The sequence below is a fragment of the Megasphaera vaginalis (ex Srinivasan et al. 2021) genome (assembly GCF_000478965.1).
Lineage (GTDB): Bacteria > Bacillota > Negativicutes > Veillonellales > Megasphaeraceae > Megasphaera > Megasphaera vaginalis.
In genome coordinates, this window is the sequence record NZ_AWXA01000004.1 from 39,864 (window position 1) to 65,460 (window position 25,597).

The window sequence follows — 25,597 nt, forward strand, 5'->3', positions numbered from 1 at the left end:
AACGGCTGGGTGACGGCTTCTATGAACAAAATCTTATCCGCAGTCAGATCCTTGACCAGACAGGACGTCGCTATCTCGGGGATTATACGGATGATTTGACGCAGTATAAAGCACTGATGGACGCAGGCATCACGTATGCCAAAGCTACAGGCCTGGTCCCCGGGGTGTCTTTATCTGCGTCTCAGGCCGCAGCGCTTACGAGTGATATGGTATGGCTGGAATCGAAGACGGTTACCGTAGACGGCCAAAAAGAAACCGTCATTTATCCGCATGTCTATCTGCGGGCCGGAAGTAGACAACAGCTTTTGGCTGATGGCAGCCTCATCAGTGCCAATACCTTGATTGTTGATACAAAGGACGCCGTCAAAAATAGTGGCACCCTTACCGGTAAGACTATCCGAATCCAAGCTGACACGGTAGACAATGCCGGCCATGTTCAGGGACAGGATATTGCGATTGCCAGTGAAAAGAATATCCATCAAACGGGCTTGATTACGGCTGCCGACCGGCTTCGGATGCAGGCCAAGGGCGATATTACGCTTGAAAATACGGTCGACCATTTGGACAATCAGGATGTCCTCAATCGTACGGCAGGCATTGCCGTTACGGGAAGCCAAGGCGTGGCCGTCATCAGTGCCGGCCGTGATTTGAATCTGGCAGGGGCTTCCCTGCAGGCGCTGGGTGAAAAGGGTGTTGTAATTTTGCAGGCCGGGAAGGACGTCAACGTAACGTCACAGACACTGAATGCCCGTAAGGATATGACCCTCAATCAGGACAATTATCTGCGGACGCAGCGGCAGACTGAAGTCGGTACGTCGGTTGATGCTAAAGGCGGCGTTGCGGTTCGGGCTGGTCAGGATATCAATGCGCGGGCAGCGTATATCAATAGTGATAAAGGCACGGTTGCTATGACAGCCGGCAGGGATATTAACCTTACGACGGGCCGTGAAATTGCCGTAGACGACTATGGACTGAAGCATAAAGAATCGGGGCTTCTGTCGAGTTCTACGACGACTGTCCGCACTCATGACGACCATCAGACGGTCCTCGGCACGACGGTTACGGGACAGGCGGTACAGATGGGGGCTGTACAGGATGTGAATATGACAGCAGCTACTGTTGTCGGGCAGGATGATGTAACCGTTGCGGCAGGACGGAATGTGACGACGACGTCGGATATGCAGTATGATAAGGCTACGGCCTACACGAAGGTCAAATCTTCGGGTGTATTGGGGGCAGGCCTTGGACTCATGGTTGGCACACAGAAGATGCAGGATAATTACGAAGGTGAGTTCAAGACACAGATCGGGACGACCCTCGGGTCCTCCGAAGGGCGCGTAACGATTGCGGCCGGTGATACGGCGCATTTGACGACGACAGATATTATTGGCAAGACCGGTGTAGATATGGCTGCCCAGAACATTATTCTAGACGGCAAGCAGAACAATGCCTATGAACGGCAGACCCATGAAGAATCCATGTCAGGACTTACTATCGGCTTGAACAGCCCGGTCATTGGAGCTGCAGAAGGCATTCGCAGTACCATCCGCACAGCCCAGACGCGGGATAATAAGACCTTGCAGGCTTTGGAAGCCTATGAAGGCGGCAAGACACTGAACGACCAGATTCACGCCATGAAGCAGGGCGGGATCGGATCGGTCGGTATTCATGTAGGTATCGGCTCCAGCTCATTTAAGCAGGAATATCAGAAGGATACGGTCACCTATGCCGGTGGGACGCTGGCAAGCGAAGGGACGATTACGCTGGCTGCCGGCAGTGAAGACGCCGCGAAGGGAAATATTAAAGCCATTGGTGAAACGATACAGGGACAGAATATTTCTCTGGCAGCGTCTCATGATATTGATCTGGGAGCAGCGACTAACACGCAGACCATAGCAGAACATTACAATAGTAAAGGAGCTTCTCTTGGAATGACGATTACCGGCGGTGCCATCAGTGGTGTGGATGCCGGATTCTCGAAGGAAAAAGACAAAGGAACGACGGAAACGACGACCCATGTCGGGACGACGGTGATGGTGTCGGATACGCTGACTATTAAGTCTGGGAAGGATACGAATATTACGGGTTCTCAGGTCGGTGGGAATACGGTAAAAGCAGACATAGGTGGAAATCTGCACATCACCAGTTTGCAGGATACGGAAACGTATCGGGGCGATAATGCTTCTCTGGGCGGCGGTATATCCAGATCCATGTCGTCCGGCAGTAAGAAGGAATGGCTACCAGACTCCTTACGTAAGTATGATTCCACCCCATATGTCCCAGGAACGACAAGCAGCTCGGCTTTCTGGGGAAAAGGCAGTATGGACAGCGACTATGCCAGCGTAACGAAGCAGGCAGGGATTTATGCCGGTGAAGGCGGTTTTTCGATTCATGTCGTAGATAATACGCATCTTACGGGAGCGCTCCTAGACAGTACTGCGGCGGCAGATAAAAACAGCCTGACGACGGGGACGCTGACGATGGAAGATATCGGCAATAAGGCCGCCTATAATGTGAAGGATATCGGTGTTTCCTATCATCACTATGGCTCAGAAAGTGACCGCAACCGGCATTTCAATCAGAGCGGCCTTACGCCGTCTATTTCGCCGGGTGCGCAGAATGAAGCGTCGTCTACTACTCAGTCGGCTATTGCGCCTGGGATAATCGTTACGACGAAAGCGCAAACAGACTTGTCACAGATTAACCGGAATACGTCCGACGCTCTTCATAAACTGGATCAGATTTTTGATAAGAAAGATATCAAAGAACGGCAGGAACTGGCGCAGCTATTCTCTGAAAATGCTAATGAACTACTCCATTACTACGACCGTGACGGTAATTTTGATAAAGCCTTAGCTCATGGCCTCGTAGCAGAAATTTCGTCTCAGATTGCCGGGAATGGAGTTGGCAGTGGTCTTACCGCTGGATTTACGAATGAACTGCTCATTAATAAGATTAAAGAATGGTCCGGAGGCGATCCGGCGAAAGCGCAATGGATTAGTGCAGCACTGGGGGCTACTGTCAATTCAGTTATTGGAAAAGATACCCAAACAGGTAGTGCTACCGCACAGTACGGGACAAAATGGAATTTATTTGGTGATGGACATCTTGGACAGAAAATTACAGACGTAGCAATTGGAATTGAACATGGAATTATGGGACATACATCATTGGTTATGAAATTTGCAGATGGAACATATGAGCAAACTAACTTTGGGAGATATGGGGGTGATGGAGAAAGAATAAGTTTTGGAAGATATCCTGCTCCTAATGGATCTGGGACATATACATTTGATTATCACTATTATCCAGGAAAGGATGGGCAAATATTATATTGGTTGAATTTAAATGCTAATGACATAGCATATTATTATAATCAAACAATCTTGAACAATGGGTACTATAGTTATAATCCTCCAAACGGAATAATTATTGGGAAAGATATCAACGGCAATGCAATTTACTCGGGTGATTCTTATAGAAATGGAGGAGAATCTGATTATCGGTTACTTTATAATAACTGCACGACAACGACGATGTTGGCTCTTTATGGGCCTAGTGGGAAAGATAATTGGCTGTTGAATGATTTAAGTGATGAAATATCTCCTTATATAGTTAATTGGAAATTGAAGCAATGGGGGTTTGCAAGTGGTTTGGTTTCAGAAATTTACGACCCAGAGGAACATTAAATTTAAAGTAATGGTTTTTATCTTTATACTTGCAATTTTTTTTATTGGGGGGCTTTTATTCAGTAGCGACAAGGACGCAGTAGAGTGGGGACCTCTCACTGTTCTTGAGATTGATTCAGGTGAATCTTGTACTTTTGTTGCTCCCCAGGAAGGGTATAGTCATGTCACTTTGAATAAGAAAAAACTTGTATTTCCGGAAACAATCAATCATCAGGCGTGTGACTGTAAAATTGATGATGATAAAATTCTTGTTGCTTACATCAATTCGAAATCTCCCAGCGAATTAATTTTAAAAGTGATTACCCAAGGCAATGGCCAGCGGCAGATTATTTTGGAAACATTAAGTGATCAACGGATTGCAGAAGGTGCTTATCCTAAAATTTATATTACTGACAAATCTTATTATATTTTATCGGGGCGGTGTCTGTATAAACTAAGTAAAACGGACTTGAAAATAGAAAAAATTCAATTGGAACGGCTTGAAACGCCATTGATTACAAAAGAAGGCAGTTTGTTGTTGAGACAGGGCGATTTCCTTACATTAACTGAACGTAATGGCGATAAAAAGATGTTACGGTTATCCTCTAAGGAAAGAGTTAGTGGCTGGGGAATTGAAGGAGAAACAGTTATTATCAAGAGCAAAGATATGGCAAAAATGGTGTCGTTAAAAGATGAAACGAGAATCAAACTCCGAACTCCTAGCTATGGGGACTTGAACGTTGTTGGAAATATGGGTCATATTGTTATTGTTCAGTTTTCTCATAACAGTGGAGAAGTTCCCCTATGGGATCCGGCATTGGCAGCTTATTCGTTAATTGATCATGCCGACTATTGGTATTACCACCCATATTTATATGATGCAGTGAAAAATGAATTTTATGATATACCTGACGAAGTAAAACAGTTGCTTCCTAGTCAGAATGCTGCACTAACCGGTTATTGTGCCCCCATGAATCTAAAGTTGATTGAGGCAGAATTTCATCAATACATCGTGTAAAGGAATAATAGTGTATCGTATCGTGAAGGGGACATTTGCTCTAGATAAGTAGGTTGCGATGAATATCTACGAATTATTAGCATATGGCTTTTTATATACTTTAAATGGGCTAATTGACAAATTCAATCGATGGTCAGTAAACATATCATCCCATAATAAGTATTCGAAAAAGGTGGAATCATGTGGAATCATTTATACCATTGCAGGTATCGATCAGTATAATCAGATTTATGGTGTTGATGCAAACGGAAATACGGCGTATTTAAACAAACAATATAATATAGGAGGCGACCGCACCGCTACTTCTACCGAAAAACGTGATGAATTTGGACACCTTATTGGTACTGCCAATGATACGGGAGAAACTGTTAAACTAAATGATTGGGTATTGCCTGGTGGTATCCATGCATGGTATGACAGAGTGAATCGGAAAACGGGAGAAGTTATTGTCACAGACGGTATCGGTGAATACACTACGGCGCAAATAAAGAATCCTGGTATTTCTTCTGGAGTGACAGAAGGAGCAATGATGCCGCCGAACAATACGCCAGACCCGTCCGATTTAGCAGATTTACTGTTACAGAGTCAACAGCAGCATAATAATGATCAGCCAGATTATTCGAATGATACGTCGTTTCTATATACAAAGAATGTAAGCAAAGCCCTGTTGGAACAAGCATTGAACCGTATCGGAGGGAAATATGGACTGCCGATGGCCGGAACAGCGGGTATTACGGTAGGAGGCGCCGTTGATGATTATTTACAAGGAAAATCTCCAGAAGAAATATTGTTCAATTCTATGCTCGCTGGATTAGCTGGAAAGGCAGGGCAAAGATTTGGAGAGGAAATTGGTGCGAATTCTTCTTCTATTGCTACATTATTTGCCGCTAGTGCAGATACTTTCTCTGATAAAAGGGATGTAGAAAAAGAGAATAAAAAAGTGGATTTTAATAAGTGAGGTATAATATGATTTCTATTCATGAATTCAAAGAGGTACTGATTACTGGGAGTTTAGCTTTATTCTTTATTTATGCATTAGCTATGAAGGGACGACAAGATTTTCGGAAAATTTATTATGGTTTTATCAATACAGCATTCCCTTTATTGGAGGATGTTTTGTAACTTTAATCTCGTTATTGGGAGTAGTGTATTCTTTTTACTTTGCGATAGAGTATACGGAATGGCTGTTTGTATTGACATGCATTGGATATTCGCTAGTAATTTATAGCACAGGTATATTAGCAAAATTTGAAAAAAATAATGAAAAGTATCAAAAGAAAATGAGGATATCAAAGGATTTGGCTAAATATTTACTACTCGCTTTATTGGTGCTTAGTTTGAGGGAGTGGCTTACTTAGAATATGTGAACTGTTATCTGCCAAGTAGATCATTGGCGAAATGATACAGAGACAGAACGTTACTCCGGCAGCGTCTCATGATATTGACCTGGGAGCAGCGACCAACACGCAGACCATAGCAGAACATTACAATAGTAAAGGGGCTTCTCTTGGCATGACGATTACCGGTGGGGCCATCAGCGGTGTGGATGCCGGATTCTCGAAGGAAAAAGATGAGACGGTATTATTAAGGTTGTTGGAAAAGAAATGCAGGTTCAGCTTTATCATGATACGAATCATGCGCTGAATCAGTTGGGGATCTTTTAACCCGAAAGATTTGGAAGGAAGGTGAAAATCGACTAGTGACATTTTTGAAAAAACTTAAAGCTGTGGGTTATTTGCAAATCTGGATTTGTCTATCGACGATGAAAATAATCGGGAATAGCTTTATCAGAACTAAGCCGTTGATTGAATGGCAAAAAACATGCTGACGGATCGTAAAGAATACCGGGGCGTGATACTCAAATGATACTATTTAAAAAAAAACTGCTCAAATGAGGCTGATTTTGAAAAACTGATGCCATAAAAATGGCTTAGTCTGTACATTGCATGAACATGCGATTTGCAGAGCTTGTTCGTTTAACTGACAAGACTGAAAGACAAGACTAAGGACTGATCAAACCGGGATGGAGCAGATCATAAAATTAAATGATAAGGAAGAAGCGATTCCAGCATATCTCAAAAAAAGACCTGACAGTACTTAGCAGGAAACTGCCGCGGCAACTGGTACTGCCTCTTGGCACTATCGAGTATTATACAAAGATGCTTCAAGAAAAAGGCTGTCTCCAACACGTAGAGACGCCTCGCAAAGGGAGCCGGGTGTGATACGCATATGGCCTTATTTTTTCTAAAAACTGTGAAAATAAGGTTTATTTCGAGAAACAGTGCGTTAAAATAGAGTAATGGAGACATCAGCCTGGAGAAAAGATGCCGGCATAGGCCGGACATAATTGCAGTTTCAATCAAAACCTGAATCGATGTGCCGGTTCAGGTTTTTTGTTTTTGGAAAGATAAACAGGCACCCCTTTAGGCGGAAGCCGGGGTGCCTGTTTCTTTGCGAAAAATTGCCGATGATCATCTTGCGGGACCGATACATACAAAGAGGTATGCAACTTACGTTGCATACCTCTTTGTGGATTCTTTAACCTTATTCCGGTACGAAAGCTTTTGAATACAGGTAGAGAATCAGTATAGGCCATAAGGAAAAAATCACCCGTTTAACCAATTGATGGCGAGTTGAGCGTAGATCAAAGCCCCGTACGGAAGTACGGATTCATCTATCGTGAAGTGATCGCTGTGATTGGAATAAACAGCCCCTATATCAGGGTTCCGCGCACCAATGAAGAAAAAACCGCCGGCTTTTTCTTTTTGATAAAATGCGAAATCTTCACTGCCCATAACCTTTTCGTAGTTTAATAACGCTTCGTTTCCCAGCAAGTCGGAAATCGTATGAGCCACCATTTCTGAGCAGGTTGGGTCATTGACAGTGGGAGGGACGACATGGAGATATTCAATTTCGGCAGTGGCGCCATACGCTTCGGCTGTAGAATTGATGATCCTATTCATTCTTTCTTCCAGTAACGCGCCTATAGAGGGATCAAAGTATCGAGTGGTTCCTTCCAGGGAAGCTTCTCCGCCTACAATATTCCAGCGATCTCCGCCATGTATCGTTCCTATTGTGAGAACGGCTGTATCCAGCGCATTTATTTGACGGGAAATGATTGATTGTAAATTTACCGCAATAGCGGCTGCAGTGAGAACGGCATCAATTCCTGCATGAGGTTGGGAGCCGTGGGATTGCTTTCCATGTACTTTGATTACAAACCTGTCGGTTGCCGCCATTGCCGGTCCTGCTTTAACGCTGAATTTTCCTGCCGGAATATCTGTCCAAATATGTGCTCCAAAAATAGCGCTGATTTTTTCATACCAGTCTCCGACAGACATCATATACGTAGCGCCTTTGCCGATTTCTTCTGCCGGTTGAAAAATCAGGTAAACGCGTCCTTGGACTTGATCGCGATTATCTGCAAGCATTTTAGCGGCGCCTAACAGCATTGCGATGTGCGTATCATGTCCGCAAGCATGCATGATTCCTTGGTTTTTAGAACAAAACGGCAGGCCTGTTTTTTCTGTTACCGGGAGTGCGTCAATGTCGGCCCGCAGAGCAACCGATCGTCCTGGACGGTTGCCGTTAATGATTCCTATTACGCCAATACCGCTAGGCGTGATTTCATGGGGAATTTTCAATTCTTCGAGTTTTTCCGCGATCCTCTTTGTCGTTTTCACTTCTTGCATGCTTAACTCGGGATATTGATGAAACTCCCTTCTTATGTTTTGAATATACGCTGAGTAATCTCCCAAAGTGTCTTTTAAGGACATCGAATGCCTCCCTTCTGAATAGATACCGTTTTATAAGTTGGATGATGTCATCGCTTCCAAATAGTCATAGGCGAATTGGGCGTACATGGCGGCTCCTCGTTTGAGCACGCTTTCATCAACGGTGAAGCGGTCGTTATGATTCTTTTCAACAATTCCCAAAGCGGCGTTTCTGGCGCCGACGAAGCCGAATATTCCCGGGACCTTTTCCATGTAAAGGGCGAAATCTTCGCTTCCCATCATTTTGGCGAGAGGGCCTAGGGCTTCTTTTCCGAATAATTTAATGGCCGCTTTTTCTGCAATACTGTTTAACGTTTCGTGTTCATTAATGACAGGAATTAGATATGGTTCGTATAGCAATGTCGCCTTTGCTTCATGGGCTTTGGCAATATTTTCGATCAAGTTGCGAATCCAGCCTTCAACGCTTTCGCGCACTTCTTTTGAATGTGTGCGGATCGTTCCTTTCATGGTTACTTTGTTAGCAATAATATTGAAACGTTGTCCGCCGGTAATCTCTCCGATAGTGATAACCAGGGGATTAATGGGATTGTTTTTCCTTGCCACCAGAGTTTGTATTTGGCTGATAATGTCGGCAGCCGTTACAATTGCATCTGTTCCTTGATGAGGCGCGGAACCATGTGCGGACTTTCCTTCAACGATAATTTGGAAATTGTCGCAACTGGCCATTCTCGGGCCGTTGTCGAAATTCATATACGGTGAATCAAAATCTCCCCATATATGTGTTCCGTATATTGCGTCCACGTCGTCCAGAAATCCGTTTTCTATGTAGTATCGAGCGCCATAGCAGGATTCTTCTGCAGCTTGGAAAATAATTTTCACATTGCCGGCCAATTCAGCTTTATGCGACAGTAACATTTTGACTCCGCCGAGTAACATGGCTATGTGGCAATCGTGCCCGCAAGCATGCATGACCCCTTTGTTTTCACTTGCAAAGGGAAGTCCTGTATGTTCTTCTACCGGCAACGCATCAATATCGGCACGTAAAGCGACCGTCTTGCTCTTTGGCGTTGCTTTACCGCCCTTAATCAGAGCCCAGCAACCGGGGTAATCTGGATAGACGTGAACGTCCAATCCCATGGCTGTCAACTCTTTAGCAATTTCTTTTGTCGTATTTACTTCTTCGAAAGAAAGTTCGGGGTGAGCATGGAAATATCGGCGCCTTTCGATAATGTATTGTTCCAACTGTTCGGATAGATCTTTGAAATTCATCGAGAAGCACTCCTTTCAAGCGTACGTATTTATTTTTGCAACAAGGGAATAAAAATGGAGGCAATGATTACGGACGTGATTGTAACCGTTACGAACCCGCCGACAATCATCTGAGGTAACATTTTGTCCATCAAGAATGCTTTTTCTTCAGGCGTTTCAGCCAGTGCAGTAGTGCATTCATCTGTTAATACATAGTTTGGCGGGAAGCCATATAACGCCGTTAAACTTGTTGCTACGGCGATATATGGGCTGATCTTTAAAAACCTGCTTGCAAGAACGGAAAGTATGATCATGCCAATTACGCCGACGACAATGATGGTGACCATTGGTCCTAAAATTTCGGATAAAAGTTCAGGCGTAGCTCCGCTTAATCCTGAGAATATAAAAATCATTAAAGCGAACATAAGGAAATTAAAACATCCGTTTTTCATTAAAATATTGGGACGCAAAAATCCTAATTCCGTTGCCAAAATGCCGAATACTAACGCTAATACAGCCGCGTTAATGGCATAGGCTCCCATAAATGTCCTTGTCCAGGCACTCACTACGATGGAGAGTGTAGCGATCAGGCACATGGTAGCTAAAGAATAGGTGACGGAATAGTATTTGTCCGGAATAGAGGGGAAAAGCTTTTTGTGAGTCATTTCTTCAGTGACGGAAAACTTACCATTCGTTTCGTCGATATTGCCAATCGTGGTTGCTGCGGTGATTTCGCCGTTTTTATATCCCTTTAGCAAACGCTTTCCTTCTTTTTTCAACATTACGGCGGTTAAAGGATAGCCGGCAAAACCTTGGCATACGTACATGCAAATTGCTAAAATGGCTGCTTTTTCTAAGCCCAGCTCTTGTGCGGCAGTTTGCATCATGGTAGCGGCAACAATACCTCCCGTAAGCGGGGGCAGACCGGCGACGATATAGTTGAAATCAACGAGGTTAAATACGGCCAATGCGAGACAAAGGATGATCATCCCTGCAAGACCTGCGAGGCAGACTAAAATAATTTTCCATTGACCGGCCAGTTCTTTAAGGCTGATCGCAGTCCCCATATGCGTTACACACAACAGAATAGCGATGATTCCTCCTAAAGGAGCGCCTAACCCGCCAAGCGTAACGATGTTTTTAGGAAAGACTGTCCAATAGCCTATTAAAAATAAAATGGCGACAACAAACACGGAAGGTATCCATGCCTTAGTGAAAGTGCCTACAAATTCACCGATAGCATAGACGGCACAGAGAACAAATAGAGCGAAAACAGGAGTAGTGGTCAAAAACGCTTGAAACCCTTCCATAGTTAAATCCCTCCTTAAAAATAAACTAAAAAAACAGATGGTTGGTAGGGGATAAAAAATAACATACAATATATGTAAAGCCAACCTCATAATAATATGCTATCATATTAATAATAAAATAACAATCTAAAAATACAATAAAATTTAACATATTACCGATTTAAATTAATTTAACAAACATATAACTGGGCCTTTATCTAAAATAATTTTGAAAAATAATGCAGAGTATTAACTTGAAAATATATTATCGTTATAATAAAATAATAAAAAATGGCTTTTGTAATTTGAAAAGAGGGAAATAGTAAATGGACACCAATAATACATTAGTCATGTACGAAAAATTGGTAGCTTTTCTTGGGGAGGTGTTAGGCGATCAATGCGAAGTTGTGCTGCATGATATGCGGAATTTGGAGCACTCCGTCATTGCGATTGCCAATGGGCAGGTTAGCGGCAGGGAAGTAGGATGTCCTGCGACGGATTTCGTATTAAAACTGTTGCAATTAGGAAAAGATAAAAGGGCGGAATATATTACCAATTATTTCGGAAAAAATAAGGATGGACAGATTTTGCGATCGTCGTCTTATTTTATTCATGACGATGCCGGGAAGGTACTTGGTGTTCTTTGTATTAATTATAATCTTCAGGAATATTTGCGAGTGAGAGATGCGTTGGATAATGCATTTCTGTTGAAAAGGGACAAACAAAGCAAAATGGTCATTCATTCGGCAAGTGAGAACAATCTTTTAACCGTAATATCGGAAAATCTGTCTCAGACTGCAGATGAAACAATTGATAGCATTATTAGTAAAGAACTCATGCAGTATGCTGTTGATCCGAAACGGTTTTCACAAAAAGAACGACTGGCAGTAGTAAAAAATTTATATGACAATGGATTGTTTTTATTGAAAGGCGGGATTGGAGCGTTGGCAAGGAGGCTTGGCGTTTCTGAGCCGACGGTGTACCGATATATCAATACTGTAAAAAATGGATAATGATTACGCTGGAGGAGGAATGTGCAATGATGACGAATGAACGGTGGCAGAAGATGATTGCTGTCATCAAAAGCGATGTCGTACCGGCAACGGGGTGTACGGAACCGATCTCGTTAGCCTTTGCGGCGGCAACGGCGGCCCGTTATTTGGGCGAAGACGTTATTTCCGTAAAAGCTCGTGTTTCGGCCAATTTGATGAAGAACGGCATGGGCGTCATGGTTCCCGGTACGGGGCGTCCCGGGCTCGTGATCGCCGCTGCTGTCGGGGCTCTCGGCGGCGATGCCGACGCCGGCCTTCAGGTTCTGCGGCAGTTGTCCGCAAGCGTTGTGGAGCAGGGCATGATGATGGTTGATAACGGCGCGGTTACCGTCGGAGTCAATAAGGAAACGGATCACGTCCTTTATGCCGAAGCTTGCGTGTACGGTGAAAAGCATTATGTTAAAGCCGTTATCGTCGATGATCATACGAATATCCTTTCTATTGAAAAAGACGGCGAAGTTATTTTTTCGGCAGCGGCGCAAGATAACGGCGAAGGTGACGACAAAAAGGCCTTTCTTCATACGCTTTCCGTAAAGGAAATACTTGCTTTTGCCGAACAGGCGCCGCTTGAAGAGATCCGTTTTATCAAAGAAGCGGAGGACCTGAATGACGCGCTTTCGAAGGAAGGGTTGACCGGCAAGTACGGATTGAAGATAGGACGTACGTTGCAGGATGCTCAGGAGTCGGGTATGACGGGGAAAGATTTGCAGAATGAGATCCTGATTCGCACGGTGGCGGCCTCTGACGCCCGCATGGGCGGTGCTGCGTATCCGGCCATGACGAATTCGGGATCAGGGAATCAGGGAATAGCCGTGACGGAACCGGTTACCGTTGTCGCCGATTATCTTCATGCCGATGAGGAAACGCGGCTTCGCGCGCTGATTTTGGCGAGCATGACGGCGATTTATATTCACGGGTACTTGCCGAAGCTTTCCGCTTTTTGTGCTACCGTTACAGCCGCCATGGGGGCTGCAGCCGGAATGGCCTGGTTGCTCGACAGGGAACATGGGCTGGAGCGGATCGGCCAGGTTATCTGCTCGATGACCGGCGACGTTGCGGGAATGATCTGTGACGGCGCTGCCAACAGCTGCTCTATGAAGGTATCAACGGCTGTCAGTGCGGCTTATAAGGCGACGGTATTAGCGTTGAACGGGACGCGTGTCAGCGGCGACGACGGACTCGTTGCCAATGATGTGGAGGAATCGATTCGCAATATCGGACTCCTGGCGTCCAAGGGGATGCAGCAGACAGATGATGAAGTGCTGGATATTATGCTGCACAAGAATCAAGGCGACCGTCGCCAATAGCGCTGTATGGCAGAAGATAGATACGAGATAGCATCATTTTGGGAGAGGCTGAAGAGGCCTCTCCTTTTGTCATACCTGTAGTTTCAAGGCCCGTAACGGATTAAAGTCAGTGCGTCAACGTATTTTCAAAGAAATAACGTGTATTCTTGGCGAGCAAAAATCGTTTTGCCGAAAAAGATCGCTTTAAGGACGGGAGAAAAAGGAACGGAATGGTGATCGGAGCGATAACAGAGGATTTACGTTGCCGCCGTCTGTTTCCCGCAGCTTTATCTTTTATGCGGAAATTGATACAATGATAGCATGTAAATGGGTAAATAGCAGAAGTGGGTTTCTGCATATGGGAGTGAAGGAAATGAACTATACTAAGGTAACTGAAAATATTGCGGCGCAGCTCCGGACTATTGTCGGAGAGAAGAATGTCTGGACCGACGTTGAGGCGATGCAGCCTTACGGGCACGATGAGGTTACGGATCCGGCGTACCATCATTTGCCGGAGGCGGTGGTGTTTCCGCAGACGACGGAAGAAGTGGCGGCAGTTGTCATCTTAGCCAATGAGCATCATTTCCCTATCGTGCCGCGCGGCGCAGGTACGGGGCTGGCGTGCGGCGCCGTTCCCAGTTGCGGCGGCATCGTTTTGTCCCTGGAGAAGATGAATGCCATTGAAGAGATCAATGAGGACGCGTTGTATGCCGTTGTTCAGCCCGGCGTGCGTACAGCCGATTTGCAGCGCGCTGCTGAGGAAAAAGGACTCTTTTATGCCGGCGATCCCTGTAGTGGCGACTCTTGCCAGATCGGCGGCAATATTGCAACGAACGCCGGCGGCAATCGGGCTGTAAAATACGGCACGACGCGTCATCAGGTATATGCCGTTGAAGTCGTGACCCCCTTGGGGAAGATCGTGGAACTCGGCGCCCGTTTGAAGAAGCAGTCGACCGGTTACTGCCTCGATCAGCTGATCATCGGTTCGGAAGGGACTCTGGGAATTATCACGAAGGCTACGCTCAAGCTGTTGCCGAAGCCGAAATATACGCTCGATATCTTGGCGGTTTTCGACAGCGTCGATGCTACTATCGGCATTGTCAGCAAAATTGATAAAGCAGGGATAACGCCGACATGTGTGGAATTTATGGACAATATTACAATCAAGTCGGTGGAGCGCTTTCTCGGGGAACCGCTGCAGGGGAGTGCGCAGGGAAATTATCTGATCATCGAAGTGGAAGGGAAAGATGAAGACGACTTGGATGACAAGGCTCTTTTCCTTGATGCGCTCTGCAGTGAAAACGGGGCTTCGGCTGTTCTCGTTGCCGATTCGGCCCGTATCTGGAAGGCGCGCAAAGCCTTTGCCGAAGCCGTCCGCGCCGAAAGCCGGATCGTTTGCAAAGAAGATGTTGTGGTGCCTGTCGATCAGGAACCGGCGCTGCTGGCAACGATCTTGAAGCTGGCGCGGAAATACGGTCTGATAACGCGGATTGCCAGTCATGCCGGTGACGGCAATATTCATTTAAATATCCTGAAAAATGAAGAATTAAGCTACGACCGATGGAACGAACAGGTTGAAAAGAATCAGCAAGAACTGTATACCGCCATATATCGTCTTGGCGGTCGACTTTCCGGCGAACACGGCATCGGCTTTAAACGCAAACACTTGATGAAAGCATTTACAAACCCCGATGAACTGGATATGATGAAAGCGGTTAAGCGCGCATTGGATCCCAATTATATTCTGAATCCGGGGAAGATATTTGATTTGGATATATAGCGTTGCGTGTACGGTGTGATGAGGGGGCGACAACATGTTCAGAGAAATGAGAAGGAAGAGGCAACTGTTGAGTGAGGCGGAAACGGTTGCCGTAATGGAGCGCGGCACTGCCGGTGTGCTGGCGCTTCTTGATCAGGACGGATATACCTATGCCGTACCGCTCAGCTATGTTTATGACCGTGCGGAAAAGCGGATTTTTTTTCATTCGGCTACATCCGGCCATAAGCTGGAGGCTATTGCTCACCATCAGAAGGTTTCCTTCTGTGTCATTGATCAGGATCAGATCGTTCCGGAAGAATTAACGACCTATTTTCGCAGCGCCATTGCCTTTGGAGAAATATATGCGGTAACCGATGAGGCGGCAAAAGTTGCGGCGCTTAAGCTGCTCGGCGCGAAGTATTTGCCGTCTGACCCGGTACGGGTGATGCAGTCTGTCGAGAAATCGCTGGCGGCAGTGACGATTTTGGCGATGACTGTTGAGAAACTGAGCGGCAAGGAAGCGATCGAATTGGTTCGCGCCAAAGCGGCGAAGGGGCGATAATCATGCGCAGAAAAGATAGAGAATTATCTGCTGAAGAAGGAATGGCTATTTTACGGGACGGCGAATACGGCGTTCTGTCGACGCAGGGAGACGAATATCCTTACGGCGTACCTATGAGTTACGTTACAGACGGCAAGGCCATCTACCTGCACGGCGCCGCGGCGAGGGGGCTATGGTCACGCAATATGGAAGCTCATGAAACGGTGTCATTTACCGTTGTCGGAGCAACGGAGGTATTACCGGCTGCTTTCAGTACGAACTATAGCAGCGTGATCGTTTTCGGACGGGCAACGCGGATAGAAGGAGAAGAAAAACGAAAAGCTTTGCAGTTGTTTGTCGCAAAATACAGTCCCGCTTTTCGGGAAGAAGGCGCCCGCTATATCGAGAAGGCTGCAGCGGCAACGGGCGTTTACAAGATTACCATTGATTTTCTGACTGCGAAGAGCCGCAGATAAGGGCCGTCGTCCACCGAAGCAGGGGAACTGTTTTTTTCGGTGCGAAAGCATGGCGTTGTCCGATTTCAGGGAAGAAGAGGGGATATATGACAGATAAAACGATCGTCCTAATAAGCGGTCCGATCAATAAACACGTATTACCGCCATTGGAACGGGATGGCAGGTTTGAGATCAGAAAGCCGGAAAAGGGACTGCATTTTACAGCGGAAGAGTTGAAAAGCAAGATCAGCGATGCGCAGATACTTATCGTTGCCTATCAAAGCGTGATTACAAGGGAGATACTGTCGGCAGGAGAAAGGCTGGGCCTTGTCATACAGCCCTTTGTCGGCTATGAAAATGTTGACGTAGACGCTTGTACCGCGTTGGGGATCCCCTTTTGTAATACGGCGTCTATCGGTACGGAAGCTGTTGCCGAATTGGGCATGGCGTTGGTTTTCGCCGCATATCGCAATTTGCCGCAGAACTGCGCTTATGCCAAGAGCGGCGGCTGGCAGCGCCGCGGGGCGGCGCCGTTCCTCTTCGGACAGACTGTCAGCGGTTCCGTTATGGGCATCCTGGGACTGGGACATATCGGGCTTCGGCTGGCCGAGTTGGCGCAAGGGTGCGGCATGACCGTTCTTTATCATAATCGACGCCGCCATGAAGCGGCAGAATCGGCCGGTATGACTTGGGTCACGACAGATGAGCTGTACAAAGCGGCCGATATCGTTGCCGATGTCTTGCCGTTGACGGCGGAAACGAAACATTTCGTCGATAGAGCAGCTTTTCGAAAAATGAAGGACAGCGCACTCTTTCTGAACATCGGCCGCGGGGATACCGTTGATACGACGGCCTTGACGGAAGCCCTCAGGACGGGGGAAATTGCCAAGGCGGCACTTGACGTCATTGACATCGAACCGCTGCCGCCGCAGCATGCGTTGTACCAAATGGACAATGTCATTATTACGCCTCATATCGGCGGCATGACGCGGCAGTCATGGGCGGCTAAGGGAAACGGAACGGCGGCCAATATTATTTCTTTCTGCAACGGACAGGGCGTGCGGGACTGTGTCAACGGCCGAGCGCTGGGAATAAGGGAAAATAAAAAAGTCCGTTTATAGGAAAAACGAGGTTATGCGGAAAGAGCGGCTTTTCTGGTAATCTTCCTTTATTTATGATAAACTATATAAAAGTACGTGAATATTTTATCTTACTTAGAGGAAGGACGAGAGTCGTGGACTATAATCAATGTATAAACTTTCTGCTGACAGTGGCGCAGCATGAAGTTTTCTTAACCTTCTCGGAAAATTTGTCGCATTTCGGTATCACGCCGGGACAATACGGCGTGTTGGCCTGTCTTTGGCGTGATGGTTCGTTAACTCCTAAAGAAATCGCGCAAAACCTGCGTGTGGAAAACTCAACCATATCCGGCGTTCTGGACAGAATGCAGAAGCGGGGGCTGATCGATCGGGTGTTGGATCCGAATAACAGAAGGAGTATTCGCGTTGAAGTGACGCCGGAAGGATTAAAGATCAAGGATGCAGTATTGCAGTGTATTGAAGAATTGAATGATGACGTATTAAAAGATTTTTCTGTTGAAGATCGTGAGAAATTGGTTGAGTTGCTTAGTCGTGTCGGCAATGCGGCCGTTTCTTTTAAGGCGGAATAAGGGATATAAAAGGCTTTCCTGCGGGAAAGCCTTTTGTGTATCTAGAAAGTTAATGGAGATACTGTATGAGAAATCTATTGACATAGTCGACTACTCATGATATTATTTAACCAAGATATTTCTTAATACGAAATGTCCTTATACAAATACAAAAAACGATAGAAGGAGTGAAACTTATGAGATATGTTAATTCAGCCGTACATGAAGAAAAACAAAGTTTAGACAAATGGTTTTTTGTACCACAAATAAACAACAATGGTGTTATTGATATATATATTGAGTCTCATAAAGCTTTTGGGAAAGTTTACATTAATGTAAACTTTATTTAGTAAGTAATTGCAAATTATTGGTAGAATAACCCTTCATAATAAATACATGGAAAGTGATATACAACTACAGAGGAGAGATGCAGAATGGATTTTGAACTCAGCGCACAAGAACAGGAAATCGTAAATCAAGTTCGTGAATTCACACAAAAACGATTGGCTCCCGGTGTTGTTGAACGCGATGAAAAATCGGAATTCCCCCTTGAAGCGTTCAAGGAATTCGGCAACATGGGGATGTACGGTCTCTGCTATCCACAGGAATTCGGCGGCACTGATACGGGATATCTCGCATATATTCTTGCAGTAGAAGAAGTTTCCAAAATTGATGCGTCTTTTGGTATCGGGTTCTCTGTCAATACGTCTCTTTACGGCGGCAGTGTCATGTACTCCAATGCCACAGACGAACAGAAAAAACGTTTTCTCTCGCCTATTGCCAGCGGTAAAGCTATCGGCTCTTTCGGGCTGACAGAAGCCAGTGCCGGTTCCGATGCTGCAGGGCAGCAGACGATCGCCACTCCGGACGGTGACGGTTATGTATTGAACGGCACGAAGATTTTCAATACCAATGGTCCTCTGGCCGATTACACTGTCGTATATTGCCTCCTCGATCCTTCTGTAGGAACAAAGAGCATGGCAGCTTTCGTTGTCGAAAAAGGCACGCCCGGCTTCCATGTCGGCAAGATCGAAAACAAAATGGGGATTCGCTCGGCGCAAGTATCTGAAATGGTCTTGAGCAACGTGAAGGTATCTGCCGATCAAATGATTGCCAAACCGGGCGAAGGCTTTAAGTTGGCGATGAAGACGTTGGACGGCGGCCGTATCGGTGTCGGTGCGCAGGCTCTCGGTATCGCTGAAGGAGCATTTGAAATTGCCAGAGATTACCTGAAACAGCGTGAACAGTTCGGCAAACCGCTCTTCAAGCAGCAGTATCTGGCCTTCAAGATGGCTGAATTGTATGCTGATATTGAAAAAGCCAAATTGGTTCTTTATAAAGCAGCGAAATTGAAAGAAGCGGGAAAACCGTTTACGACGGCTGCTGCCATTGCTAAAATGACTTGCACCGATGTGGCGATGAAGGTTACGACGGAATGCGTGCAGATGCTCGGCGGTAACGGCTATATGAAAGAATATCACGTAGAACGCATGATGCGCGACGCCAAGATCACACAGATCTACGAAGGCACGAATGAAATTCAGAAGCTCGTCATTTCCGGCGGTCTCTTCCGCTAAGAGCTTTTGCTCCTGCAGAAATGTGAGGGTTCCTATAAAGCAACTTCGTTGCCGTATAGCCGGCAATCGATCATATTGTCAAAGGCATGGGCTTTTAGCCCATGCCTTTTTTGCGGTCCCGAATCATCCAAGAAAGACATTTATCCGGTAAAACGCAAGGATACGTTTCTTGCTGCACGCTTTATGAGAAGCGGCTGCGTTTTTTATCCCTTAAACCGCGGGGGGAGGGATAGGAAACGGTCGCATATGATTGTATACTAAGAAGAGTACATAGCGGGAGAAGCGGGATTGCGGTGTATTTGCGGGATAAACCGGCTTTGACGGGCGGCTGCTGACGAAAACGGCCCGTTGAGAGGCGCCGCTTTTGAGGGGAACGAAGAGGAGGAATCTTGGCATGGATAAAGAACATATGTTTTTTGATAATTACGCGGCTAATTGGGATCGTGACAGGAAAGAAGACGCGGCGCTGATCGGTCGGCTCCTTGACCTTGCCGACATACCGGCGGCGGCCGTCGTTCTCGACGTCGGTTGCGGCACCGGCGTCTTGCTGCCCTATTTGCATGCGCGCCTCGGCGGCGGCCGTATTGACGCTCTCGATTATTCTAAAGCGATGTTGACCAAGGCGAAGGAAAAGTACGGCGCCTTGGAGGGGATTTCTTTTATCGAAAAAGATATTTTAAAATATGATGTGCCGCCGGGAACGTACGATACGGTTTTATGCTTTGACTTTTACCCGCACATGAGCAAGAATACGCACCGGTTCATTAAACAGATCGGTTCTGCCGTCAGAGACGGCGGCGATTTGATTATTATGCATGATCAGGGGCGGCAAAAGGTCAATGCCATGAATCCGGGACACCTGGCGGAGGGAGAGGCAGCCTTGCCGGCGATCGATGTCATGAGCACGTTGCTGACCGGCGCAGGGTTTGTTGTAACGGCTGCCGTTGATGACGGGACGATCTATTTTGTCAAAGCCAGACGCTGTTTGGAATTGCCTGTACCGACTGCTGACGGAGACCGGTCGCAGTCCGCTCACTGCGGCCGATATCATCAGCAGGAAAAAATTGTCATCAATCGCTTGGCCCGTATCAGCGGCCATTTGGAGGCGGTCAAGCGTATGATTGAGGGCGGCAGAGATTGCAGCGATGTGTTGATTCAGCTGGCAGCCGTCGATTCGGCCGTCGTCAGCGTCAGCAAAGTCATTTTGAAGGATCATATCGATCATTGCCTTGTCGAAGCGGTCAAACAGAATGATTTGGGAGCCGTCGAACGGTTGAAGCAGGCGATTACGATCTTTGTCAAATAAATTTGGGTTCAACGTGTATGGTATAATGAAAGCGGAACGCTTCAGGAGGGGACGATGCGGCTGCGTGTTTTTAAAGGCGATATAACGGATTCGAAAGCGGCAGGGATCATCATTTCCGCCGGTACGACCTTACTCGGCGGCGGCGCGGTGGCAGCTGCCGTCCATCGCAAAGGCGGCATTTCCCTGACCGCGGCCTGCCGGTCTTTGCAAGGATGCCGGCAGGGAGAGGCCAAAATAACGTATGGATACAAACTGCCGGCGCGTTATGTCATTCATGCCGTCGGACCGTTTTGGCGCGGCGGCACGGAAAATGAAGCGGCCCTTTTGGTCAGCGCCTGTGAAGCGGCTTTGCGGCTGGCTCGAGAGAATACACTCCTGCACCTGGCGGTTTCGCTTATCAGCGTGGAAGATAAACGTTTCCCCTTGCAGAAAGCTGTGGCTCTTTTGGCGCCTGCCGTCTTGCGCGGCGGTGCTTTTGCCGAGCAGATTGATTTCGTCTGTGCTGACGCGGCTGCCTGCGCTGCCGTGGTGCGGCAGCTCACCCTGCTTCTTTTGCAGGCTTGGCATCGCGGCCGGACGACGGCGGAAACGGTTGCCGCCTTGGCGTTGTTGTTGACGGCGGAACCGCTGCCGGAGCCGTCTCGGTTTGCCGCGAACATGAAAGCGATCAACCCTGTTATCCGGGCTGCTTCAAGGGAGGCCGAAGATTGGAATTTTATGACACTGAACGTACTTGCCGATTCGATCTTACAAGTATATGAGGAGAGCAACTGATGGAAACGAAGAGTCATGCCGTAACGTTATCTTTGCGCTGCCCCGCTTGCGGGACAGACGGAACTTTTGCCACTTGGGATTATATTGATGCCGCCGACGGCGCGCTGCGCCGCCGTGTGCTGACGGACGAAGGCCTGTTTTTTTATACTTGTCCTCACTGTGACGCTGCCGTACAGGTGGAGTCGCAGTGTCTTTACGGTGACAGGGACCAAAAACTGTTGATTTGGCACATTCCGGAACCGAAACTGGAAGTCAGCGCCGCTGCCGTTCAGGCCTTCACCGGTGAAGCATCTTTCGACGACTATCGTTGCCGGGCCGTTTTAACGTGGGGCGAATGGCGCGAGAAGCTCATCGAAATGGAGTCCGGTTATGACGACAGGCTCTATGAACTGATCAAGTACGGCGCGTACCGTCTTATCAAAGAAGCCGACCGGCAGAAACTGCCGTTAGCAGCGTATCATCTCGATTATGCTGACGGCGCCGGCCGGTCCGATTCCTTGGCATTGGTGTTCATGGAAGAGGGCAAGGCCGGTTCCGGTTACGTTTACCCGATTACGGCGCGGCTTCTCAACGTGACGCAGGATGTTTTTCTGCCGCTCATCGAAAGAGTTCCCGCTTTATCCGGGAAGGGCGTATTTGAGCGCTACGGGTACACCTGGGCGCAGCAATTCATGACGCAGCTGTTGCAGTCCGTTTCCGAAGACGGCAACGGCGCATACGGACAGCTTATCGGATTCTGGATCCAAACGCTGGGAAAAGAAATTTTTAACAACGAGATCATGAAGGAAACATAAAAACGAACCGGACCTACTACAGGCCCGGTTCGTTTTTATTTGCGGCGATGCGGTGTGCGGTGATGTTGTATCGGCCGATGGGGATTCAATTTGAAATAATTGTGTTTAACCGTTTTGTTTTTTTCATCTGTCGTCGTGCTGACTTCAAAGAGATTCAATGATTCAATGAAGGGAACAAATTTTTTGTAACCGAAATTGCGGACATCAAAGTCTGAGAATTGCTTGTTCAGCAGATTTCCTAAGGTACCGGAAAAAATCCAGCCCGTATCATCGGAATTTTCTTCCGCCAACTTGATCAGCGCCTGTTTGATCGTCATAAAATCTTTACCCGAAGTCGTTTCTTCTTTTAAGGGACATGACGTTGTCACTTCCGTGACAGGCGGCAAAACGGCGGTAGTGCCGTGCGTTTCCTGTCGGGCCGGCGGGGCCGCATGTTCCTCTTCGTGGGTTTCGGACCACAGCACATCGAGGTAGAGAAAACGATTGCAAGCAGAAATAAAGGATCGAGGCGTTTTGCTCTCGCCCATACCGATGACATATTTCTGTGATTCGCGCAGCCGTGAGGCGAGACGCGTGAAATCGCTGTCCGATGAAATGATGCAGAAGGCATCGAGACTGCTCTGATAGAGCAGGTCCATGGTGTCAATAATCAGCGCCGAATCGGATGAATTCTTGCCGATCGTATTGCTGTATTGCTGTATCGGCTGGATGGCGTTGTCAAGGATGATGTTTTTCCATGAAGCCATCTGCGGTGTTGTCCAATTGCCGTAAATTCTCTTATACACGACATTTCCCAAATTATTTGCTTCGGAAATGATGATGTTGATGTATTTGTTCGATATATTCTCGGCATCGATTAAGACGGCCAGTTTCATTTCTTTTTCCTGGGTCATACGTTACACATTCCTCCTTTCCCTTTCCTATTGTACCATAAAACCCGATTCATACGAAATGAATCAGGTTTTATGGTACCGTTGTTTATAGCAGTTTCTGTAAAGATGCCGTAACTTCTTCGGGGGCCTTTTCCGGCGCCAGATCCATGATCGGCTGTTTGCCGACGTAAAGGATATTGTCTTCGCCTCTGTAGGCTTTTTCTGTCGTTGTTTTATCATTGTGGTACACGGCGGACAAATTGCCGGCGATTAAATACGCCCGTTCTTTTCCCGACATGGAATCAATCGTTTCCGGTTTGTACCAATCCTTGTCGTGCAGCGAAATCATACCGCTGTCTCCGTTAACCTTGACAACGCCGTTGCTCCATTTCGTAATGTCTTCGCTGTAGGTCTTCAGGCGGTTGATATTTGTCGGATGGTCGTTAAACAGTTCCATTACCCCGCTGCTCTTCGTCTTGCCGTCGGCGTGATCGAGGACGCGCTGCCATACGGCGGCGCCGCCGCCGATATTATAACCGGCGTTGACGGCGTAGGTGAAGGCGAGTGCGTCAGCCTCTATTTCCATCGGCTTTGTGATGAGTTTGGCCGTACCGATTTGGGAGAGGATGGCTGATCCGACTTCGGCAGCGCCGCCGTTGGCGCCGGCAATGGAAGCGATGAGAGAAATCGGCATCGTTTTTTTGATACCGCTGATGGGGTGTCCTTTTTGACCGTGTCCCATTTCGTGGGCGACGATGAAGGCAATTTCATTTTCATTATAATTCAACGGCTCGAAGAGTCCGATATTGACGCTTAAGTTGTGGCCTATGGTACAGAACGCGTTGAAGTCCTTGTCCTCGTTGACAAAATAGTTGTACGGCTTTTTCGTAATTGACGGATCCGTCTGGGCAATGGAAGCGGAGAGATTGGTCACGATCCGGGTCAGCATGGCATTGGCGCGCTCATCGGTGCTGACGCCGTATTTTTTTTTGATCTGCTTCATAAAATCGTCGCGTCCTTCATTATCCAGATAACGTAACTGTTGGTCGAGATAAATATATTCGGCGCCGGCATTAATCAAGGTGCCGATAGTACCGAGATTTCCGAGGCTGAAGGCTTCGGCTGTTGCCGACGGGACAACGGCGGCGCCGCAGCTGACGGCAATAAGACAGGCCAAAAGGGACGTTTTCACTTTCTTTCCCGGTGTTTTCATGAATATCATGCCTCCTTGGCAAATAGATACGATAAGTGAACTGCTAATCATATTATAACATAAAGGCGTGTGGTATAATGACAAAACAGAGAGTATTTCTATAGGCGAGGAGCATTCCATGATTAAACGACTTTTTTTTCATCCCCATATCTATCAGATTGAAGTGAATCTGCCGGACAATCCGCTGCGGTATCTGAACGCCTATGTCATTAAAGGTGAAACGCGAAACTTGATCGTTGATACGGGATTCAACAGATCCGAATGCCGGCGCGATCTTTTCGGCGCCTTGGCCGAATTGGATATCGATCTGCGCCGGTCGGATCTGTTTTTGACGCACCTTCATGCCGATCATACCGGTTTGGTCGGTGATTTTGCGGCTGCCGGCAGCACTATCTATATGCACGCCGTCGATTACACGTATTTGCAGGATTCAAAAGACGGCTCTACGTGGCGCTTTACAGAAGAAAATTTCATGCGTGAAGGCATGCCGGAGGCGGATATTAAATTGCAATTTTCCAATCATGCCCGGCTTTATTCGCCTGATCCGAATTTCACGGCTCATTTTGTCGAAGACGGCGACCGCCTGCAACTGGCCGGAACGGAAGTGCAAGTCATTCATACGCCGGGCCATACGAAAGGGCTCTGCTGTCTGTATTTGCCGCAGGAGAAAATCTTTTTTACGAGCGATCACATCCTTTTTGATATTACGCCGAATATTCAGGTCTGGTCCAACATGAAGGATTCGCTGGCGCAATATCTGCACAGCCTTGATAAGGTGCGGAATCTTCCGGTTCGCCTTGTACTGCCCGGTCACCGCAAGGGACGGATCTCCATTGTCGAGCGGATTGCCGAGCTTCACGACCACCATCGGCGGCGGCTGTTGGAAGTGGAGGGGATTTTGCGACGATACGGTCGTCTTTCCGCATTTGCCATAGCGCCGCATATGACTTGGTCCATGCGCGGGAAACAATGGCCTGCTTTTCCGCCGACACAGAAGTGGTTCGCTTTAGGTGAAACGTTGGCGCATCTGGAATACCTGTGCAGCCGTCAACGTATTTCGTACACGGTGGAGAGCGGAGTCAAACAGTATGCGTTAATTGCTGATCGGTCGCCGCGAGATGAGGCTTGATAAGGGAAGATGGCAGCGTGTGAAACGGCGCGACTGTCAGTTCGCGAGGCATAGCCATGACGTGCAGAACGGTAACGTTACTATACATTACCGCTCTGCTTTTTTTCGCCATAATTGCCGTGCAGTTTTGTCGCCAGTTGGTGGTTCTGCCGGGGTGTGTCTGGCGATACAATCGAGTCACGCGTCTTTTTAGGAGACAGCACGGACTTCGGCAGTGTAACCTGTTGCCGGCGT

General features: G+C 47.3%; 22 protein-coding genes. 17 read left to right on the forward strand and 5 right to left on the reverse strand.

Translation table 11 applies throughout. The annotated features are described in order from the left end of the window. The first annotated feature begins 95 nt into the window (after positions 1–95). The 4 genes from HMPREF1250_RS00485 to HMPREF1250_RS11470 all read left to right on the forward strand — a co-directional run bounded on the left by HMPREF1250_RS00485 (position 96) and on the right by HMPREF1250_RS11470 (position 6,330). Complete coding sequence (locus tag HMPREF1250_RS00485; RefSeq protein WP_023052625.1) at positions 96–3,689, forward strand: hemagglutinin repeat-containing protein; 3,594 nt, start codon at positions 96–98, stop codon at positions 3,687–3,689. Beyond that, positions 3,649–4,686 (forward strand): hypothetical protein, encoded by a 1,038-nt coding sequence (locus HMPREF1250_RS00490; protein WP_023052657.1) that lies wholly within the window; start codon positions 3,649–3,651, stop codon positions 4,684–4,686. Before HMPREF1250_RS00485 ends, HMPREF1250_RS00490 begins: the two co-directional genes overlap by 41 nt. Positions 4,687–4,744: 58 nt before the next feature. Further along, entirely contained in the window at positions 4,745–5,644 is a 900-nt protein-coding gene (locus HMPREF1250_RS00495; RefSeq protein WP_023052619.1) for a hypothetical protein, read from the forward strand. Positions 5,645–6,084: 440 nt separating this feature from the next. After that, entirely contained in the window at positions 6,085–6,330 is a 246-nt protein-coding gene (locus HMPREF1250_RS11470) for a hypothetical protein (RefSeq protein ID WP_155914471.1), read from the forward strand. Between the two features lie 962 nt (positions 6,331–7,292). On the opposite strand, the gene HMPREF1250_RS00500 is transcribed toward HMPREF1250_RS11470, so the two are convergent. From HMPREF1250_RS00500 to HMPREF1250_RS00510, 3 genes are read right to left on the reverse strand one after another with little or no spacing between them, the layout of a single operon-like run. After that, positions 7,293–8,462: a M20 metallopeptidase family protein gene (locus tag HMPREF1250_RS00500; protein ID WP_023052604.1), complete on the reverse strand. Its 1,170-nt coding sequence runs from the start codon at positions 8,460–8,462 to the stop codon at positions 7,293–7,295. Positions 8,463–8,492: 30 nt separating this feature from the next. Further along, positions 8,493–9,689 carry an amidohydrolase gene (locus HMPREF1250_RS00505; RefSeq protein ID WP_023052630.1) on the reverse strand — a complete coding sequence of 399 codons (1,197 nt, stop codon included), beginning with the start codon at positions 9,687–9,689 and terminating at the stop codon, positions 8,493–8,495. Positions 9,690–9,718: 29 nt separating this feature from the next. Further along, positions 9,719–10,978 (reverse strand): hypothetical protein, encoded by a 1,260-nt coding sequence (locus HMPREF1250_RS00510; protein ID WP_023052613.1) that lies wholly within the window; start codon positions 10,976–10,978, stop codon positions 9,719–9,721. Positions 10,979–11,283: 305 nt separating this feature from the next. Between HMPREF1250_RS00510 and HMPREF1250_RS00515 the strand changes: the two genes are divergently transcribed. The 12 genes from HMPREF1250_RS00515 (at position 11,284) to HMPREF1250_RS00565 (ending at position 22,149) form a co-directional block, all read left to right on the forward strand. Further along, positions 11,284–11,970: a helix-turn-helix transcriptional regulator gene (locus tag HMPREF1250_RS00515; RefSeq protein ID WP_023052587.1), complete on the forward strand. Its 687-nt coding sequence runs from the start codon at positions 11,284–11,286 to the stop codon at positions 11,968–11,970. Positions 11,971–11,996: 26 nt separating this feature from the next. Then, complete coding sequence (locus HMPREF1250_RS00520; RefSeq protein ID WP_023052658.1) at positions 11,997–13,316, forward strand: serine dehydratase subunit alpha family protein; 1,320 nt, start codon at positions 11,997–11,999, stop codon at positions 13,314–13,316. Positions 13,317–13,668: 352 nt separating this feature from the next. Continuing rightward, entirely contained in the window at positions 13,669–15,075 is a 1,407-nt protein-coding gene (locus HMPREF1250_RS00525; RefSeq protein WP_036242137.1) for an FAD-binding oxidoreductase, read from the forward strand. Positions 15,076–15,109: 34 nt separating this feature from the next. Beyond that, positions 15,110–15,616: a pyridoxamine 5'-phosphate oxidase family protein gene (locus HMPREF1250_RS00530; protein ID WP_023052634.1), complete on the forward strand. Its 507-nt coding sequence runs from the start codon at positions 15,110–15,112 to the stop codon at positions 15,614–15,616. Positions 15,617–15,618: 2 nt separating this feature from the next. Then, complete coding sequence (locus HMPREF1250_RS00535; RefSeq protein ID WP_023052610.1) at positions 15,619–16,071, forward strand: pyridoxamine 5'-phosphate oxidase family protein; 453 nt, start codon at positions 15,619–15,621, stop codon at positions 16,069–16,071. A gap of 86 nt (positions 16,072–16,157) precedes the next feature. Further along, positions 16,158–17,171: a 2-hydroxyacid dehydrogenase gene (locus tag HMPREF1250_RS00540; RefSeq protein WP_023052670.1), complete on the forward strand. Its 1,014-nt coding sequence runs from the start codon at positions 16,158–16,160 to the stop codon at positions 17,169–17,171. Between the two features lie 113 nt (positions 17,172–17,284). Next, a complete protein-coding gene (locus HMPREF1250_RS00545; RefSeq protein ID WP_023052645.1) occupies positions 17,285–17,719 on the forward strand; it encodes a MarR family winged helix-turn-helix transcriptional regulator in 435 nt (144 codons plus the stop codon). A 176-nt stretch (positions 17,720–17,895) separates the two neighbouring features. Further along, positions 17,896–18,048: a hypothetical protein gene (locus HMPREF1250_RS11475; protein ID WP_155914472.1), complete on the forward strand. Its 153-nt coding sequence runs from the start codon at positions 17,896–17,898 to the stop codon at positions 18,046–18,048. Positions 18,049–18,132: 84 nt separating this feature from the next. Then, complete coding sequence (locus tag HMPREF1250_RS00550) at positions 18,133–19,275, forward strand: acyl-CoA dehydrogenase family protein (protein WP_023052615.1); 1,143 nt, start codon at positions 18,133–18,135, stop codon at positions 19,273–19,275. 394 nt (positions 19,276–19,669) lie between these two features. Beyond that, positions 19,670–20,581 carry a metal-sensing transcriptional repressor gene (locus HMPREF1250_RS11005; protein WP_023052611.1) on the forward strand — a complete coding sequence of 304 codons (912 nt, stop codon included), beginning with the start codon at positions 19,670–19,672 and terminating at the stop codon, positions 20,579–20,581. A 54-nt stretch (positions 20,582–20,635) separates the two neighbouring features. Continuing rightward, positions 20,636–21,355 (forward strand): macro domain-containing protein, encoded by a 720-nt coding sequence (locus HMPREF1250_RS10795; protein ID WP_023052646.1) that lies wholly within the window; start codon positions 20,636–20,638, stop codon positions 21,353–21,355. Beyond that, the gene (locus HMPREF1250_RS00565; protein WP_023052622.1) at positions 21,355–22,149 is read left to right on the forward strand and encodes a CpXC domain-containing protein; all 795 of its coding nucleotides are present in this window, start codon (positions 21,355–21,357) and stop codon (positions 22,147–22,149) included. The genes HMPREF1250_RS10795 and HMPREF1250_RS00565 overlap by 1 nt, the downstream gene beginning before the upstream one ends. Before the next feature lie 35 nt (positions 22,150–22,184). Here HMPREF1250_RS00565 and HMPREF1250_RS00570 read toward each other — a convergent pair whose 3' ends face one another. Both HMPREF1250_RS00570 and HMPREF1250_RS00575 read right to left on the reverse strand, forming a co-directional pair. Beyond that, on the reverse strand, positions 22,185–23,042 hold the full coding sequence (locus HMPREF1250_RS00570) for an NYN domain-containing protein (protein WP_023052603.1): 858 nt from the start codon (positions 23,040–23,042) through the stop codon (positions 22,185–22,187). 85 nt (positions 23,043–23,127) lie between these two features. After that, entirely contained in the window at positions 23,128–24,234 is a 1,107-nt protein-coding gene (locus tag HMPREF1250_RS00575) for a M48 family metallopeptidase (protein WP_023052672.1), read from the reverse strand. A gap of 118 nt (positions 24,235–24,352) precedes the next feature. On the opposite strand from HMPREF1250_RS00575, the gene HMPREF1250_RS00580 reads away from it, so the two are divergent. Further along, entirely contained in the window at positions 24,353–25,363 is a 1,011-nt protein-coding gene (locus HMPREF1250_RS00580; RefSeq protein ID WP_023052662.1) for an MBL fold metallo-hydrolase, read from the forward strand. The last annotated feature ends 234 nt before the right edge of the window (positions 25,364–25,597 follow it).